Genomic DNA, 16,939 nt, shown 5'->3' with positions numbered 1-16,939 from the left:
AATCGTTTGTATTACCTGGATTTTGAATAAATCACTTCAACCTTTATTTTATTCTTATCCAACTTGAATTGTCTTAACGATCTTGCTAAGTCCGAATTGTTATTATTCAAGCCTCCATCAGAGAATGAACCGGGTGAATCAGCAAACAATAGCCAATTTCGCCTTTGAATCTGACTTCTAAAAACAGCATTGGTGTAAGAGGTAATCTTCGCCAAATATTCTTTTGTTTCGGAATTGTACTCTAGAAAAGAAGAAGCAGCAAATAAATTATTGGGAACCTGGTTTCCGGTTTGATCCTGAATTACCTGTGGCTGACCGTCTGTAATAACATGCAAATTGTTATTCGGGGGAACGGTACTTTTTATTACTTTATTATTCAAATCAAGAAATTTCAAAACCATAGAAGAAATCGGATTATTATCTTCTTCCTGACTTTCTATCGGACCCAAGCGTAAATTAACCTGATTGAAAGTGATGCCCGACAAGGTATCGAGAAATTCATCCATTGGACTAGTATCAATTTTTATTGCCATCGCCAACCCGGCTTTCATCCCTATAATATTACCTACATCGTAAAATTTGCCTCTTTCAGAAACGATTGACGTAGGTGTACCCGATCTGTCAGAGTTAATTCCATTAAATCTGCGACTAAAATTACACGTTATCACATAGGAAGAAGGAGTGGTATCACCTTCGTAATGATAGAAAAAGGACATTTTTGTATTCGATCCTGGCTCAATTCCTATTGTTGTATTGTCTCCTGCAGTTGCTTTTAAGACAAACCCTGGGAAATATTCCCTAAACTCAAATAAGTTAAGAAAATCCCTTGAGCTTCGAATTTTCACAAACATCTCATCCGAAAAATCAGCTTCCAACGGAAATCTCAATGTCGTATCCTTAACATCACCGAATAAAACTTCTCCACTTGATATAGGGCTCTCCATAAAAGCCAATCGATCAAAATTGTAGTAAACCGTATCCAGAATTTGTTCTGATAATTGGTAAATAGCGTACTTTTTTGGTTGGTCCAAATTAGATCCGTTAACACTCACCACGTCCAGATCAAAAAAGGCGGAATCTAAAATTGCGTCATTTCGAGGTCTGTCAACTGTTACATCGAAGAACATTCTCGAATGAGCTACGGCCTCAGTCACACCAAAAAAACCATCTGTTTCATGCCCTGCCAGTAAAACCGTAGAATTAGTGGTATTAAACGAATCCAAGAGTACTACTTGCGCATCCAGGTTGAAATCCCTGTAAAATACACCGATTTGGTTATTTCCAGGCGCCAATTCGAGCCCCACCGAAGCCGGGTCGCTGCACGAACTAAAAAGAAGAATGGAAAGTAATGCGGTAATTGCCAGTTTACCCAGCGAGGCTATTATAGATGCCGAAAAGCTCGTCATGAGCTTGCTGCTCTTCTTCGATACTAATTTCAAACTGTTTGTCTTTTGAGAAATCCTCGATGAGTTGGTTTAATTCTGCTGACATTCCGCTGCCTTTTACCACTAGATCGGCATATTCCATTCCGATCTTGATGAAGCCTGCGAAGTCTTTGCTTTTCAAAGATGCCAAAATAGTGTCATCGATATCCACCATCTTAACCTTGTTTAACAAATCGTCGCCAAAGGTATGCGAAAATCCATTGTTATAGATCGCAAACACCGTTTTAGTATCCTTAAAAAGTGGCTCGTTTTTGTAAGTAGTTTTAAGGTACATCGGAATGAGGGAAGTCATCCAATCGTTACAATGCACGATGTCCGGGGCCCAACCGAGCTTTTTGACAGTCTCGATGACTCCCTTGCAAAAGAATATTGCGCGCTCGTCATTGTCCTCGTAGAATTTCTGCTGCTTATCATGAAACACATGCTTTCGCTGAAAATAATCCTCATTGTCGATGAAATAAACCTGAAGCTTGGCATTGGGAATGGAGGCCACTTTAATAATCAGCGGCTTTTCTTCTTCACCTACGGCTATATTAATTCCTGACAATCTTACGACCTCATGGAGTCTGTTTTTGCGCTCATTGATCAACCCAAACTTCGGCACCAAAATGCGGATTTCCATTCCACGCTCTTGCATAGCTTGAGGAAGGGATCGTAAGAAATTGGCTACTTCTGAAGTTTGTAAGAAGGGGTTGATTTCACTGGCAACGTAGAGGATACGTAATTTGGACATATTAAAGGGATTTTAATGAACGTGATAAACAACGGCACAAAGGTAAATAAAAAAAGCCTATATGCATTGTAATTCTGGATATTAATCTAGTTTTGCGCCAATTAGCCGATATCATACCTACGCATGAAGCTAATCCACAATCAGGCCGAATGGAACCCCCTATGGCTCAATCACCTTCGAACTAATCAGCAAATCGGACTCGTCCCCACCATGGGAGCGCTGCATGATGGACACTTGGATTTGGTAAAAAAATCCCGCTCCACCTGCGAGGTGACCGTCGTTTCGATTTTTGTCAACCCGACCCAATTCAACAATCCGGAGGACTTTCAGAAATACCCCAAAACCCTAGATCAGGATCTTGAAAAATTGGAGCAGGCCGGAGTGGATTATGTCTTTTTGCCGACGGAAAAAGTCATGTATCCTTTTCCCTCCAAGCTGAAATTTGACTTTGGAGATTTAGAGCACGTGCTCGAAGGCGAGTTCCGCCCGGGTCATTTCAATGGTGTCGGTATCGTGGTGTCCAAGCTTTTTCACCTTATCCGACCCCAAGTTGCTTTTTTTGGACAAAAAGATCTTCAGCAAGTCGCTGTTATTAAGCGACTGGTAGATGATTTATCATTTGACCTGAAACTGGAAGTAGTTCCTACGAAAAGAGAATCTGACGGATTGGCGATGTCCTCTCGTAATTTGAGACTTAATCAAGAGGAACGGCAAAAAGCCCTAATTCTATTTCACAGCTTGGAAAAAGCAAAAGCCGAACTATTTTCAGGGAAAAACTGGCTGGAAATTCAGCGCCAAATTGAATCAGAATTTGAGCATGAGCATGTAGCCAAATTGGAGTATTTTGAATTGATTCACCCCGATTCGTTTGAAACTTACTCTTCCTTCGACTCCAGCCAAAAATCTTCTGTCTGCATTTCAGCTTTTATCGGAGAGATCCGTTTGATAGACAACATGCCGATAATTTCTTAATTTTGCGGCCGAAAAACTAAACCAATGATTATTCAGGTCTTAAAATCCAAGATACATCGGGTAAAAATCACCCAGGCGGAACTTCACTATGTTGGTTCGATCACGATCGACGAGGACCTGATGGATGCTGCCAATCTCATTGAAAATGAAAAGGTCCAAGTCGTCAATGTCAATAACGGCGAGCGGTTGGAAACTTATGTGATCAAAGGAGAGCGGGGAAGCGGACAAGTCTGTCTCAACGGTCCGGCTGCCAGAAAAGCTTCCGTGGGAGATATTGTCATTATTATTTCCTACGCAGGAATGGATTTGGAAGAAGCAAAAAAACATGCTCCTATTCTTATCTTCCCCGACGAGAGAAATAAGTTAATCTGATGCTCAACCCAAAAGTCAAGCAAGGAATCCAGGTCGCAATTTCACTAGCAGTTGCCATCTGGATTTTTTGGTTTTTATACAAGGACATCGAGTTGGCCACGCTGACGGAGCAGGTGAAGTCCTCCAATTGGTTTTGGATCCTTTCCTCACTGGTTATTTCCCTTCTTGGGTTTTGGATCAGGGGCTGGAGATGGGCGCTTTTGATCCAGAGTGATGAAGGGGAGCCGGTGACGGCAAACAGGGCCTATCATGCGGTCATGGTCGGCTATCTGGTCAATCTCCTCGTACCCAGAGCAGGGGAAGTCGCCAGGTGCGGTGTGCTTGCGAGGACCAACGGGATTGCTGTCGGGCAGTTGATCGGAACAGTGATCCTGGAGCGAAGTATTGATTTACTTTTTCTGACCGGCACGATCCTCCTCGCCTTTCTTCTTGAAAACAAACTGTTTCTTGCACTATCGGGCGATTTAATTGACTTAAACAGTCTCACTGAAGGGCTTTTGAACAATTTTCCAATTTTTGCCGGGGGATTGATTGTCTTTTTTATTTTCCTTTACTTCATCTTCAAACGGTTCAGAAATCACGGCTTCATCAACAAACTTCAAAATTTTGGACGCCAGCTCCTGACGGGAGTCAAAAGTATTTCTACACTGAAAAATCCTCTGGGATTCTGGTCGAGCTCAGTGTTGATTTGGATGATCTATTTCCTGACGATGTACACCGTATCGCTGGGAATCCAAAGTACTGCCAACTTGGCACCCGGAGAAGTCCTCTTGGTGATGGTCATGGGAAGTATTGGCATGGTAGCACCTGTTCAGGGGGGAATCGGCACCTTTCATGCACTAGTGGCGTACATTTTGATCCAGTTTGGTGTATCGGAAACTGACGGAAAGATTTTCGCAGCCATCATCCACGGAACACAGGTCATTATGATTATGATCGTCGGATTGGTAAGTTGGATTATCATGCTGAAAATTCCCGCTTGGAATAAACCCGATACCCTATAACTTCGTATTCAAACCCAGTTAAACCATAAAAAGATGATTATTCTAATCGTTATCGTAGTTGTATTTGCAGGACTTGGATTCTTTGTCAGCAACAAGCTGAAAAGTAAATTCAAAAAATACGCACAGACACCCCTTCAGGCCAACCTTTCAGGAGCCGAAATAGCAAGACTTATGCTGGCCGACAGCAATATCCATGATGTACAAGTGGTATGTGTCGAAGGTCAACTGACTGATCACTACAATCCAATGAACAAAACGGTAAATCTTTCGCCTGATGTGTTCTATGGTAGAAATGCTGCGGCAACAGCAGTAGCAGCCCACGAATGTGGTCACGCGGTTCAGCATGCTACCTCTTATGCTTGGCTAAAAATGAGATCCGCACTTGTTCCAATCCAGAATATCTCCGGTAAGCTTCTAAATATCGTATTGATTGCTTCTTTACTTGGTGGATTTGCATCGATTATTCCCTATGAATCTGTCGGTTTCATTGTAGTTGGTGCATACTCAATTATGACCTTGTTTACATTTGTAACTTTGCCAGTTGAATTTGACGCTTCCAACAGAGCGCTTGCGTGGGTTCAGACCCGAAACATTGTAAACCGAGCTGAATATGACATGTCAAAAGATGCCCTTCATTGGGCCGCAATGACTTATGTGGTTGCAGCACTGGCTTCTTTAGCTACCTTGGCTTACTACATCTTCGTTTTCTTTGGCAATCGGGATTGATCCAGGTCAAAATAAAATTCCGAAAGGGGCAAGTTTTTGCCCCTTTTCTTTTTTAAGCCTATATTTTCGGGATGAAGTTAAACCCGAAATTTTATTAACCTTATGAATTTTCAATTGACTGAAGAGCATCTGGCAGTACAGGAAGCAGCCAGAGAATTTGCTCAATCAGAACTGCTACCCGGAGTGATAGAGCGCGACTCAGAGGCAAAATTCCCCCATGAACAAATCAAAAAGATGGGCGATTTGGGCTTCATGGGAATGATGGTAGACCCCAAGTACAACGGAGGTGGGATGGACACTGTTTCTTATGTGATTGCGATGGAGGAATTGTCAAAAGTGGACGCCTCTGCCTCGGTTTCAATGTCTGTAAATAATTCTTTGGTGTGTTGGGGTTTGGAAAAGTATGGTTCTGAGGCCCAAAAGCAAAAATACCTCACCAGGCTTGCCAGTGGCGAAGTTTTGGGCGCATTTTGCCTTTCTGAGCCCGAAGCCGGTTCAGATGCGACTTCCCAAAAGACCAGCGCAGAACCGAATGGAGATCACTACATCCTCAACGGAACCAAGAACTGGATTACCAACGGTTCATCTGCAAGTATCTACCTCGTCATCGCCCAAACCAACCCTAGTCTGGGCCATAAGGGTATCTCGGTATTCATTGTGGAAAAAGGTTGGGAAGGATTTGTCATCGGAAAAAAAGAAGATAAACTTGGAATCCGGGGTTCAGACACCCATTCGCTCATGTTTACTGATGTGAAAGTACCGGTCGAAAACCGAATCGGCGAGGAAGGCTTTGGCTTTACCTTTGCCATGGAAACACTGAATGGCGGTAGAATAGGAATTGCCGCTCAGGCACTCGGGATTGCTGCCGGAGCTTACGAAATGTCATTGGCTTATTCCAAAGAAAGGAAAGCTTTTGGCAAGCCAATCAGCCAACATCAGGCAATTCAATTTAAGCTGGCAGATATGGCTACTCAGATCGAAGCCGCAAGACTGTTAGTCTACAAAGCTGCCTGGCTGAAGGATCAGGGAGAAGATTATGTATATGCCTCCGCCATGGCAAAACTGTATGCTTCAGAGGTAGCTATGAACGTGACCGTGGAAGCGGTACAAGTACATGGAGGCTATGGGTACGTGAAGGAATATCATGTAGAGCGGCTCATGCGAGACGCTAAAATCACACAGATCTATGAGGGAACTTCGGAGATTCAGCGGATTGTGATTTCACGAAAAATATTAAAATAAAGGCAAATCCAAGGATTGAAAGGGTATAATTGCAAATTATTATACCCTTTTTTTATTTTTTTGCATAGATTTCCAAAATATTCCTGTTTTACCTTTGGAAAAATTATATTTTTGTAACTTAGCTTTTATCAGTTCATCATGGATTATTACAACAAAGTCATCGAATCAGTACATGTTAGGTTTTTGAAAGGCAACAACTTCAAAATCGAAAAGCCTGTGACAGTGACCAATTATGTAGAAAGCGAAAACTCACTGATTTTGCTTCACCATGGCACGTTGAAATTTGGCGAGGACCAGGAGCTCGTCAATGAAGGTGAAGTCCTCTTTCTTCCCAAGGGTCAAAAAACGCAAATCACCTTTGGTACCGGTACGAAGAAAAATGAACAGGATATCGAACAGTTTTTGGACAATAAACGGAAGTTTTTTCAAAGCCTCAGCATCAAAGAAATCAAAACCACCGAAGAAGATTGCATTTCTCACATCCAATTTGAGTCCAAGGTATTTGACGTGGTGAATTTCTTTAACTCCCTTGATATTCCTCCATTCATTATCCGTTTCAATGACCGCGTAGCGACTTTGGTGGAAGACATCATCAAAGAGCTTGAAGTCAGTAATGTCGGAAAGGAACGCTCGCTCAAAGCGCAGACAGAGGTTCTGGTGATTGAACTGTTGAGGCACATCCTTAAAAACCGGCTATTCACCGAAGAGCTCTCTACCAATTCGACTTATTTCAAAGACCCCCGATTGATTGACCTGTTTAATTTCATCAAAGCGAATATCGGTGGGGATCTGTCAAACAAGGTCCTGGCCAAAGTTGCAAATGTCTCTGAAGACTATGTCGGGCAATACTTCAAAATGCTCACCGGAATTAATCCTCAGGACTACATCGAATACCAGCGAATGGAAGCAGCAGTCGTTTTGCTTCGAACATCCAAAAAATCCATCCGGGATATTGGTAAAGAAGTAGGCTACAAGGATACCGCTTATTTCTGTCGCCGATTCAAAATGATGTATGGGGTCCCTGCCGGAAAAATGAGAAGGAGAGATTCCTTAATTAATGTTCAGTGAGTGATTATACCACCGCTTGATATCCAAGACCTCGGACAAAAATCCGGGGTCTTTTTCTATGGCGTTGCCCAGGACAATCAAATCCGCACCGGCATCAAAAGCCTTTCTTACTTTTTCTGAATCAGTCAATCCCCCACCGACAATCAAGGGACTCTTCACCGCATTCTTTACCGCTGAAATCACTCCGGAACTTACCGGAACACTAGCTCCGCTTCCCGCATCCAAGTAGAAAAATCGCATTCCCATAAATTTCCCTGCCAAAGCGGTGGATTTCACAAAATCAGGGTCATCGTTGGAGAGGGGAAGTGTCTGGCTTACGGAATGGACACTTAAAAGCTCGCCATTGTTCACCAAAATGTAGCCGGTTGGTAGCACTTCGAGGCCCGACTCCTGCACTTCAAGTGCAGCTTTTACCTGATGTGAAATCAGAAACTCAGGATTCCTCCCCGAGATCAAAACCATAAAAAGAATCGCGTCAGCCTTTTGGGAAAGTTGCAGATAAGAGCCCGGAAAAATACAAATAGGAATAGATCGGCCTATCTTTCTAAGTTGCTGAACAGTCTTGTCAAAATAGCCTGCCGAAAAACTACTTCCGCCGACCAAAATCAAATCCAAACCGGAATTACCAATCCAGGAAAATTGCTCCAAGTCAAGTTCCTTTTCAGGATCCACCAACCAGGCAACCCCCTTTCTGCGTGATTTTGAAAGGTTCTTGAGGAGTTTACTTACTGTTTTCACCTGCTTTGTCTTCTGCTGAAGAAGAAAAAATTTGGTTGTAAATTTTGTCTTTTGCCAAGGCAAGCCCAAGGATGACCAACCGCTGCGTAAGGTTGGGCCAAAAAGTGGATGGCTTCGGTTGTGTCAATCGTTTTTTGATTTCCTCATTGAGCAAGCCTTCTTTTTCCAATACTTCCAAGGCTTTGTCGGTAGTTTTTACTTTTTTCTTCCGGGTGACTTTGGCAATACCATAGACAAGCAACACTCCGACCGCTACCGCTGCACCTAACTTTAACCATTCTTCAGAATCCTTTTTGAGCAATTCCAACTGCTTTGTCAGTGTTTGCTCGAGCTCTTCTGACTTCTTTTCTAGTTCTTTACTCATCGTTGTTTTGGTCTTCGTTTATTTTCCTTTTAAAAATAAAACGCTTTAAAAGCCCCTCAGTCTTTTCCTGTATTTGAAGTGAATCTTTCGAAAGAAACATCACCAACACAATCAAGAAATAGATCAAAGCCACTATCAAAAAACCCATGTAGGGACTCTTGGTAACCTGACTTAGGAAGAAAGCCAAGGAAAGTGACAAAAACAGAAAAACCAATAACAGCAAACTACCAATGACTGTCAAAAGTATAATTCTTGAAAGGATTCCTAAGAACTCATCTTGAATTTCCTCCTTGACGAGTCCGATTCGGGTCTCCACGATTCCCTTTACAGTTTGGACGATTTCGCTGATATTTAACATAATTTTGAGGGACTCCAGCCCATTTTTCACTTTCAATGAATCGAATATACTGGAAAACTAACCCGTAAAAAAATCACAAGACCTCGCCTCAGTCTGCATCTTCGTAAAATTTGAACCTTAACACCAACTCCAGCGCCATCAAAATTGCCTGATTGACCGGGTACTGACTGGCCAGATATTCGTCCACATCTGCCAGCTGAGTGTAATAGGATGTAGCCATGGGGATTTCCAGATCTGAATTGATCCTCGAAACAGTAAGCTCAAATGCCGCCTTCTTTTCTTTTTTGAGGATTTTGCAGGTAATCAATTCCTTCTGTCCATATTTGGTTCTTCTGGCAGAGGCACCAAAAAGCCTGCATATCAAGCCCCTATTGGCATAATTCCCGCAAAAACCCTTGGTCGGATCATCCTTTTGCGGACGATACACTACGCAGTTTCCCAATTGATCCTGTAGCGCCAATTGATTGGCGATTTCCTCCGCAATTCCCTTTTCATAGAGATCAAATGCCAAGGGCAAAAATTCCAAAGGAGATGCTGGGACATCAGGATTGACACAGCAAAATCCACAGCCGGAAATGCACCCCATTCCCGACTCGGCGTGAAATTGCCTGGACTCCTCTTCCAATTTCTGAAATAACTTCCGGACAGCTTGTGATTTTTCAAATAGATTCATGAATTAAATATTCAAAGGACAAAAGTAGCTTAAGATTTCTCCAATAAATGGTTGGCCTACATCAATTTTTCCATCTGATAATCAACAGTTTAAAATCCACACCTCGGAAGATGCCATCATTTCATGCGGAGAATCGTTTTTTTGGAGGACAAAATCGAAAAACATGAGCAATTTGGAAAATAACGAAGCCGAAGAAAGAATCAGAAAAGCCTTTAAAAAGCGTGATTGGAGTGAAATCAGGAGTGAAGATTCTTGGGTGATTTTTAAAATCATGTCTGAATTTGTCGAGGGATACGAAAAGCTGGCTAAAATCGGCCCCTGCGTGTCGATCTTTGGGTCAGCTCGGACTCCACGTGATCATGAATATTACAAGATCGCTGAGGAAATCGCGGCCAAACTAGTCCGCCATGGCTATGGAGTAATCACCGGGGGCGGACCGGGAATCATGGAAGCAGGTAACAAAGGAGCCTATTCCGAGGGAGGAAAATCAGTTGGATTAAACATCGTTCTGCCTTTTGAGCAATTCAACAATATTTACATCGACAGGGACAAATTATTAACCTTCGATTATTTCTTTGTACGCAAGGTAATGTTTATCCGATATGCCCAGGGATTTGTAGTGCTCCCCGGTGGGTTTGGCACTTTGGATGAATTTTTTGAAGCACTTACGCTGATCCAAACCAACAAAATCGGCAGATTTCCTATCGTTCTTGTTGGCAAGTCATATTGGGAAGGCCTGGTAGATTGGATCAAAAAAAGACTTCTAGCCGAAAACAACTACATCAAGGAGGAAGACTTGGATCTATTTTGTGTGGTGGACGATGCTACCGAAGCGGTAAAAGTGATCGATGAGTTCTACGGTAAATACCTGCTGAGTCCGAACTTCTAAGGAATTGAAAAACCAAAGAGGCTGTCTCCTTTGTTTTTTGAGCCTTGATTATCCGACTTTCAGCCACAGTTCACCCTGTCGCTTCACAACTTTCAGTTCAAAATAGTGATTAATGAAGGCCTTGCAGTGGTTTTCAGCCCATTCTGCCCTGGATTCTGTATCGTACAACAAGGTCATTCTAAGCATCGTTTTGACGTATTGCTCATGCTGGCCGAGCTCCTTGATCCAGGAAATAAATCCTGCTTCCCATTCTTCTTTAAACTTGTCAAAGTGAGTCCGACCATCGAACAATAACTCGAGTTGATTGTCCCGGTTTTTGAACCGATAGATCCCACAAAGCTGCCGATAGATCAATTGAACCCGCTCTTTTGGAAAATCAAACGTATCCAAAATCTTGGCGTAGGTTTGATCCATCAACTGGAGTGGATTATACAGGTAAGTGTAAGACCGCTTTAATTCATAGATCATTTGATCCATCAACTCCTCCTCCAACACGAACTGCGCTTGTCTGAGAATGTAATTTTTATCCAGCGGAAAAAGCTTATCTATCATGCTTTGATCAGGGTTCTGGCAAAAGTACAATTTATCTTTTTCAATTGTGAAAAGCCGGGAGGGAATTTGCAAATCGAAACTAGGCTAAGCCTTATAAAATTGGATGATTAGAGGATAAAATCCGGTCAATTTATAATCTCTGATTACTTACCAATCCGAGGGCCGTCTGGCTTGATAGGCTGACATTTGATCCAACAGATCCACAGGATCATCGGAGATAATCAGCATTTCTTCCTGCTCGGGATAGAGAAAACCCTCTTCCATGGCATGATTCAAAAAGTCGATCAGTTTATCAAAGTACCCATTGACATTATAGAGAGCAAGTGGTTTTTGGATATAGTGGAGTTGATTCAAAGTCATGATTTCAAAAAGTTCCTCCAACGTCCCGATTCCACCCGGCATGGCAATGAATCCGTCCCCTCGCTCTGCCATCAGCCATTTTCTGTCCCGCATGGTCTCCACGATGATCAGCTCCGTACAGCCTGTGTGTGCCACTTCCCGATCCACCAATTTCTGAGGAATAATCCCAAGCACTTCCTTGCCGGCTGCCAGCATTTCATCGGCTATTACGCCCATTAACCCAACTCTTCCCGCACCATAGACCAGCGAATGGTCTCTCCGGATCATTTCATGAACCAAGGCCCGAGCCCCTGCTTCAAAAACGCTACTGTTCCCTTTTCTGGAACCGCAGTAGATTGTTATTTTCTTCATGCCTCGAAAATAAGTGATTTTGTCATTACAGACATGCAAGGTCATTGAAAGATAAACTTGACGATAAGTTTAACTTAGAGCGGTGCGATTCGATTCAAATTTCTGGATTAAATGACATGCTCACTACCATTTTCCAAATTCTCCACAAACTTTGTGAGAATAATCTCAACTCCAACAGTAAACATCCAAACCATGAAAATCTGCTTCGCCACCAATAATGTTAAAAAAATAGAAGAGGTAAAAGCCGCCTTGGGAGCTGATTTCGAAATCGTTTCACTTCAGGACATCGGTTGTCATGAGGAACTTCCTGAGACAGGTGACACGCTAGAATACAATGCATTTCAAAAAGCCCGGTATGTCAAATCAAACTATGGCGTAGATTGTTTTGCCGATGACACAGGATTAGAAGTGGATGCCTTGGACGGTGCACCGGGAGTGTATTCAGGAAGATTTGCAGGCGAACCCAGGAGCGATGAGCGGAACGTTGAACTGCTCTTGGAAAAGATGAAGGAGAAAACTGACCGAAATGCAAATTTCCGTACGGTCATTGCATTAATTTTGGACGGGAAAGAGTATGCCTTTGAAGGAATTGCAAGTGGAGAAATCCTGACCGAAAAAGTCGGTTTGGGAGGATTCGGTTACGACCCGATATTCAGACCAAGTGGGTACAACCGGACCTTTGCGCAATTAACTTTGGCAGAAAAAAATGAAATCAGCCACCGGGGAAAAGCCGTCAAAGCTTTGATTTCCTTTCTTAACAGTAGAAAATACTGAGATAAAGCCCAAAATGATTTAACTTTGGCCCCAATGAAAAAACCATTCATCGTCGGGATTACGGGAGGTTCGGCCTCCGGCAAAACATTATTTTTGGAGCGATTGCTCAGTAGTTTTGACCCCGGGGAGATTTGTCTCATCTCGCAGGACAACTACTACAGGCCACGCCATCAGCAACCGATCGATTCGCAAGGTATTCACAATTTTGACACACCGCACAGCATCGATTTTGAACAATACGCTATTGATATTCGCAAAATTCAGAACGGGGAAACCATCCATCGTGAAGAATACACCTTCAACAACGCCGCTAAAAAACCGAAAATGCTAACCTTCTCTTCAGCGCCTGTGGTAGTCGTAGAAGGGATTTTTGTGCTTTATTATCCCGAACTGACAGATCTGCTGGATCTGAAGATATTCATCGATGCAAAAGATCACATCAAGCTAAAGCGCCGGATCATCCGGGATAAAATAGAGCGCGGCTATGACCTGGACGATGTACTCTACCGCTATGAAATGCACGTAATGCCAACTTACGAAAAGTACATTGCCCCATTTAAGAATGAAGCTGATCTAATAGTCCCAAACAATTCAAGTTTTGACATGGCACTGGATGTCATCCGAACCTACCTCCGGGTGAAATCAAGCAGATAATTCAAAAAAAGCAATTCAAAAAGCTTGATTTTCAAATAATGTCTATATTTGCATCGCGTGAAATAGAGCATCCCAACAGATATTTTGCTGGAATGATCTGAATCATGCGAGACTCCACCTTCCAGACGGTAATAGCTGGTGAGGCCGTTGAAAATCAAATTAGAGACACGTGAAAAACAGGTTCATCCATAACAATCTATTCCAGCAGCGCCTGACGCTGATGATGGCATTGTTATTTTGCCTGTTTATTTCCAGTGTGGAATACATCCCTCAGGATGGAAATGCTACCAAAACTGAACAATCTTCAGAAAATCCAAGCCAGACTTTTTTAAGTGTAGCGGTAGATGCGGTGGTTCCATTCGTGCTTCATGTAGCCAATACGGTTCTTTACCTGATTTATCAACTATTCAGTTTTGAACTGAAATTACCCAGTCTTCAGGCCGTTTCCGCATTCTATCCCAATCAGTTGGTAGAAATTCTCTTTGAGCGGATCATATCTACCAAAGGACCCTGAAATTCTTTTTTCATTTCTTAATTCCTCTTACTAAACCTCTTCAGGCTTAGTATTCACTTGTATTTTCCAATTAATTTAATAATTAAACCCTTATGCAAAACAAAGGCATAGTTGTGTTTTTGACAGTGCTTGTTACAGTTTTATGTCTGTACTATCTGTCGTTCACATTCGTATCCAACAATGTTCAGCAAAAAGCTGAGGCTTTTGCCACAGACACTAACGGCAACGTTGATTTTGCCAAAAAAAGAGCTTATCTGGATTCAGTCTGGAGAGAGCCGGTATACAGCTTCCTAGGCGGTGATTTCACTTATCAAGAGGTCAAAGAAACTGAGCTTGGACTAGGTCTTGACCTTCAAGGAGGGATGCACGTCACTCTCGAAGTTTCTCCGGTGGAGATCGTAAAAGGACTGGCCGGTAATCCAAAAGACGAGGCATTCAACAAGTCGGTAATGGAAGCGCGCGAAGAAGCGAAAACTTCCAACACCCGATACGTGGACCTGTTCTACGCGGCATTTCAGCGAAACAATCCGGGTAAATCATTGAGCAGTATTTTCGCAACAGCGGCTAACCGCGGTAGAATATCATTGGAATCCTCGGACTCCGAAATACTGGACATCATCAATACTGAGGTAGAGAATGCAATTGAACGGTCTTTTAATATCCTCAGAACTCGGATTGACCGATTCGGTACTTCCCAGCCTAACATCCAACGGATAGCAGGATCCGGCAGAATACAGATCGAACTTCCAGGTGTGGATAACCAGGAGCGGGTAAGAAATATGCTTCAGGGCGTTGCAAAGCTTCAGTTCTGGGAAGTTTTGGAGCTAAATGAATATGGAGGATCAATCGAAACAATCAACTCCACTTGGGTTGCTGATCAAAAAGCAATACCCGCATCGGTAGATACCACTGCTGCAGGAGATGTTTCTTCAGAAGATTCCTTAAGAAACGCATTGGAAAAACAATTGGAGCAACTTGATCCAGTTAACAACGCTAATAATGTTTCTCCACTTATCAGCTTGATCAAAGCTGATTACGGCCTGGTATACGATGTCCGTGATACCATCACCATCAACAGAATCATCCAAAATGAACGATACAAGTCATTTCTCCCAAGAGATCTGAAGCTCCTGTGGGGTGTAAAACCCGTCGTGGCCGAAGATGGCAGTGAACTATTGGAATTATACGCCATCAAAACAACCAGAGGATCTGACCAGGCTCCGCTTGAAGGCGATGTAATCACTGATGCCAGACAGACCTTGGATCAGACTTCACGTCCTGCAGTCTCCATGCAGATGAATGCAGATGGCGCCAGAAAATGGAGAAATCTAACGGGACAAAACGTAGGAAGAAGAATCGCCGTAGTCCTCGATGACTATGTATACACTGCTCCTGTGGTAAATGGAGAAATCCCAAGTGGACAATCAGAGATTACCGGAAACTTCACCATTCAGGAAGCACAGGATTTGGCTAATATTCTAAAGTCAGGATCGCTGCCTGCTCCTACACAGATTGTGGAAGAAAGCATAATCGGCCCGACATTGGGTAAAGAGGCCCAAAACCAGGGAGTATTCTCCATGATTGCAGGACTTACCTTAGTCGTCCTATTCATGGTCGCTTATTATGCCAAGGGCGGTTTGGTGGCTATTGCTGCATTGGTTTTCAACATCTTCTTTATTCTTGGAATCCTCGCTCAATTAGGCACGGCTTTGACCTTGCCCGGCATTGCTGGTATTGTATTGACCATCGGTATGTCGATCGATGCGAACGTGTTGATTTTTGAACGAATCAAAGAAGAACTGAGAAATGGAGTCGGCCTTATGGCTGCAATCAACGCAGGTTACAGCAAAGCATTTTCGGCTATCTTGGATGGTAACGTCACCACATTCCTTACCGGAGCAATCCTGTTTGCATTGGGCCAAGGACCTGTTAAAGGTTTCGCTATTGTCTTGATGATCGGTATTGCCTGTTCTTTCTTTTCCTCTGTGTTTATTACACGGGTGATCGTATCATGGATGACTTCCAAAGGCGATAGGAGTAACATCAATTTTACCGCACCTTTTGCGAAAAATGCACTTTCCGGTCTGAATATCGACTTCATGGGAAAAAGAAAAGTGGCTTATCTTATTTCCACTTCCATCATTGTAATCGGACTCGGAATTGCTGCTATCAATGGATTGAAATTTGGTGTGGATTTCACCGGAGGACGGTCTTACATTGTAACATTTAATGAAGCTGTAATTCCTTCAGATTTGAAAGTAGGATTGGACGGGGAATTTGACGGTTCAGTAGAGGTGAAAACTTACGGGTCCAGCAATACCCTTAAAGTGACCACCTCCTACCTGATCAATGAAGATGATGATGCCTCCAATAAAGAAGTGGAAGCAAAAGTAAAAGAAGGAATCGCTACTGTGACCGGATTTACTTTTGCAGAAAATCCTGAACAAATTGGAGCCGGTCAGTTTTCCATCACCGGTTCATCCAAAGTAGGTGCTACGGTAGCCGATGACATCAAGACCTCTTCATTGGAAGCCATGATTGTAGCTTTCATTGCGATTTTCCTCTACATCCTGTTGCGATTCCGTAAGTGGCAATTCTCTCTGGCATCTATCGTGGCATTGATTCACGATACCCTGTTTGTAATTGCAGCCTTTGCTATTGCAAGTGCATTCGGAGCCACATTTGAGATCGATCAGGTCTTCATTGCGGCAGTATTGACGGTGATCGGATACTCGATCAACGATACAGTGATCGTATTTGACCGTATTCGTGAAAACATCGAAAACAGAGGTACGATCAAACTGGTGAAAGTTTTCAATGACTCGATCAACCAGACCTTGGGCAGAACCCTGATCACCTCCTTCACGACCTTGATTGTGGTGATTGTCTTGCTACTATTCGGAGGTGAAGTGCTGAGAGGGTTCTCTTTTGCTTTGTTTGTCGGAATCGTAGTAGGTACGTATTCGTCTATCTACATTGCCACTCCAATAGTGGTGGATTTGATGAAGCGGGAGATCGAAAATGAAGGCGCTACAACAGCAAAGGATGCCAAAAAAGTAGCTTAATCTATACTATTCTAACCAATTAAAGGAGCGGGAGTCATCTCGCTCCTTTTTTTATTGTTCGATACCGTCAAAATCTAGTATCTTT

General features: G+C 42.9%; 19 protein-coding genes. 11 read left to right on the top strand and 8 right to left on the bottom strand.

From position 1 onward, the window contains the following. Positions 1-11 precede the first annotated feature (11 nt). Both C4S61_RS16135 and C4S61_RS16130 read right to left on the bottom strand, forming a co-directional pair. Positions 12-1,406 (bottom strand): DUF4270 family protein, encoded by a 1,395-nt coding sequence (locus C4S61_RS16135; protein ID WP_103925837.1) that lies wholly within the window; start codon positions 1,404-1,406, stop codon positions 12-14. Beyond that, the gene (locus tag C4S61_RS16130) at positions 1,366-2,178 is read right to left on the bottom strand and encodes a glycogen/starch synthase (RefSeq protein ID WP_103925836.1); all 813 of its coding nucleotides are present in this window, start codon (positions 2,176-2,178) and stop codon (positions 1,366-1,368) included. Before C4S61_RS16130 ends, C4S61_RS16135 begins: the two co-directional genes overlap by 41 nt. Before the next feature lie 123 nt (positions 2,179-2,301). Between C4S61_RS16130 and panC the strand changes: the two genes are divergently transcribed. The 6 genes from panC to C4S61_RS16100 all read left to right on the top strand — a co-directional run bounded on the left by panC (position 2,302) and on the right by C4S61_RS16100 (position 7,562). After that, on the top strand, positions 2,302-3,150 hold the full coding sequence (panC, locus tag C4S61_RS16125) for a pantoate--beta-alanine ligase (RefSeq protein WP_103925835.1): 849 nt from the start codon (positions 2,302-2,304) through the stop codon (positions 3,148-3,150). 24 nt (positions 3,151-3,174) lie between these two features. Continuing rightward, the gene (panD, locus tag C4S61_RS16120; protein ID WP_103925834.1) at positions 3,175-3,522 is read left to right on the top strand and encodes an aspartate 1-decarboxylase; all 348 of its coding nucleotides are present in this window, start codon (positions 3,175-3,177) and stop codon (positions 3,520-3,522) included. Then, the gene (locus C4S61_RS16115; RefSeq protein WP_103925833.1) at positions 3,522-4,526 is read left to right on the top strand and encodes a lysylphosphatidylglycerol synthase transmembrane domain-containing protein; all 1,005 of its coding nucleotides are present in this window, start codon (positions 3,522-3,524) and stop codon (positions 4,524-4,526) included. Before panD ends, C4S61_RS16115 begins: the two co-directional genes overlap by 1 nt. Before the next feature lie 33 nt (positions 4,527-4,559). After that, on the top strand, positions 4,560-5,252 hold the full coding sequence (locus tag C4S61_RS16110) for a zinc metallopeptidase (RefSeq protein WP_407640578.1): 693 nt from the start codon (positions 4,560-4,562) through the stop codon (positions 5,250-5,252). Positions 5,253-5,354: 102 nt separating this feature from the next. Continuing rightward, a complete protein-coding gene (locus C4S61_RS16105; protein WP_103925832.1) occupies positions 5,355-6,494 on the top strand; it encodes an acyl-CoA dehydrogenase in 1,140 nt (379 codons plus the stop codon). 138 nt (positions 6,495-6,632) lie between these two features. Beyond that, a complete protein-coding gene (locus C4S61_RS16100; protein WP_103925831.1) occupies positions 6,633-7,562 on the top strand; it encodes an AraC family transcriptional regulator in 930 nt (309 codons plus the stop codon). On the opposite strand, the gene C4S61_RS16095 is transcribed toward C4S61_RS16100, so the two are convergent. The 4 genes from C4S61_RS16095 to C4S61_RS16080 all read right to left on the bottom strand — a co-directional run bounded on the left by C4S61_RS16095 (position 7,545) and on the right by C4S61_RS16080 (position 9,695). Next, a complete protein-coding gene (locus C4S61_RS16095) occupies positions 7,545-8,300 on the bottom strand; it encodes a phosphoglycerol geranylgeranyltransferase (RefSeq protein WP_103925830.1) in 756 nt (251 codons plus the stop codon). The genes C4S61_RS16100 and C4S61_RS16095 overlap by 18 nt on opposite strands. Continuing rightward, positions 8,284-8,664, bottom strand: a complete 381-nt coding sequence (locus tag C4S61_RS16090) for a hypothetical protein (protein ID WP_103925829.1) — start codon at positions 8,662-8,664, stop codon at positions 8,284-8,286. The genes C4S61_RS16095 and C4S61_RS16090 overlap by 17 nt, the downstream gene beginning before the upstream one ends. After that, on the bottom strand, positions 8,657-9,022 hold the full coding sequence (locus C4S61_RS16085) for a phage holin family protein (RefSeq protein WP_103925828.1): 366 nt from the start codon (positions 9,020-9,022) through the stop codon (positions 8,657-8,659). Before C4S61_RS16085 ends, C4S61_RS16090 begins: the two co-directional genes overlap by 8 nt. 88 nt (positions 9,023-9,110) lie before the next feature. Beyond that, complete coding sequence (locus tag C4S61_RS16080) at positions 9,111-9,695, bottom strand: YkgJ family cysteine cluster protein (RefSeq protein ID WP_103925827.1); 585 nt, start codon at positions 9,693-9,695, stop codon at positions 9,111-9,113. A gap of 163 nt (positions 9,696-9,858) precedes the next feature. On the opposite strand from C4S61_RS16080, the gene C4S61_RS16075 reads away from it, so the two are divergent. Beyond that, on the top strand, positions 9,859-10,584 hold the full coding sequence (locus tag C4S61_RS16075) for an LOG family protein (RefSeq protein ID WP_103925826.1): 726 nt from the start codon (positions 9,859-9,861) through the stop codon (positions 10,582-10,584). 48 nt (positions 10,585-10,632) lie between these two features. On the opposite strand, the gene C4S61_RS16070 is transcribed toward C4S61_RS16075, so the two are convergent. Further along, a complete protein-coding gene (locus tag C4S61_RS16070; RefSeq protein ID WP_103925866.1) occupies positions 10,633-11,136 on the bottom strand; it encodes a hypothetical protein in 504 nt (167 codons plus the stop codon). Between the two features lie 147 nt (positions 11,137-11,283). Continuing rightward, positions 11,284-11,847: an LOG family protein gene (locus C4S61_RS16065; RefSeq protein ID WP_103925865.1), complete on the bottom strand. Its 564-nt coding sequence runs from the start codon at positions 11,845-11,847 to the stop codon at positions 11,284-11,286. A 192-nt stretch (positions 11,848-12,039) separates the two neighbouring features. On the opposite strand from C4S61_RS16065, the gene C4S61_RS16060 reads away from it, so the two are divergent. From C4S61_RS16060 to secDF, 4 genes are all read left to right on the top strand, one after another. Next, complete coding sequence (locus C4S61_RS16060; RefSeq protein WP_103925825.1) at positions 12,040-12,621, top strand: non-canonical purine NTP diphosphatase; 582 nt, start codon at positions 12,040-12,042, stop codon at positions 12,619-12,621. Positions 12,622-12,654: 33 nt separating this feature from the next. Continuing rightward, positions 12,655-13,275: a uridine kinase gene (udk, locus tag C4S61_RS16055; RefSeq protein WP_103925824.1), complete on the top strand. Its 621-nt coding sequence runs from the start codon at positions 12,655-12,657 to the stop codon at positions 13,273-13,275. 169 nt (positions 13,276-13,444) lie between these two features. After that, positions 13,445-13,789: a hypothetical protein gene (locus C4S61_RS16050; protein WP_103925823.1), complete on the top strand. Its 345-nt coding sequence runs from the start codon at positions 13,445-13,447 to the stop codon at positions 13,787-13,789. Between the two features lie 92 nt (positions 13,790-13,881). Further along, on the top strand, positions 13,882-16,854 hold the full coding sequence (gene secDF, locus C4S61_RS16045) for a protein translocase subunit SecDF (RefSeq protein ID WP_103925822.1): 2,973 nt from the start codon (positions 13,882-13,884) through the stop codon (positions 16,852-16,854). The last annotated feature ends 85 nt before the right edge of the window (positions 16,855-16,939 follow it).

This window comes from Algoriphagus boritolerans DSM 17298 = JCM 18970 (assembly GCF_900108085.1).
Lineage (GTDB): Bacteria > Bacteroidota > Bacteroidia > Cytophagales > Cyclobacteriaceae > Algoriphagus > Algoriphagus boritolerans.
Note: the sequence above shows the minus strand (reverse complement) of the source record. Positions and strands in the feature narration are given on the sequence as shown.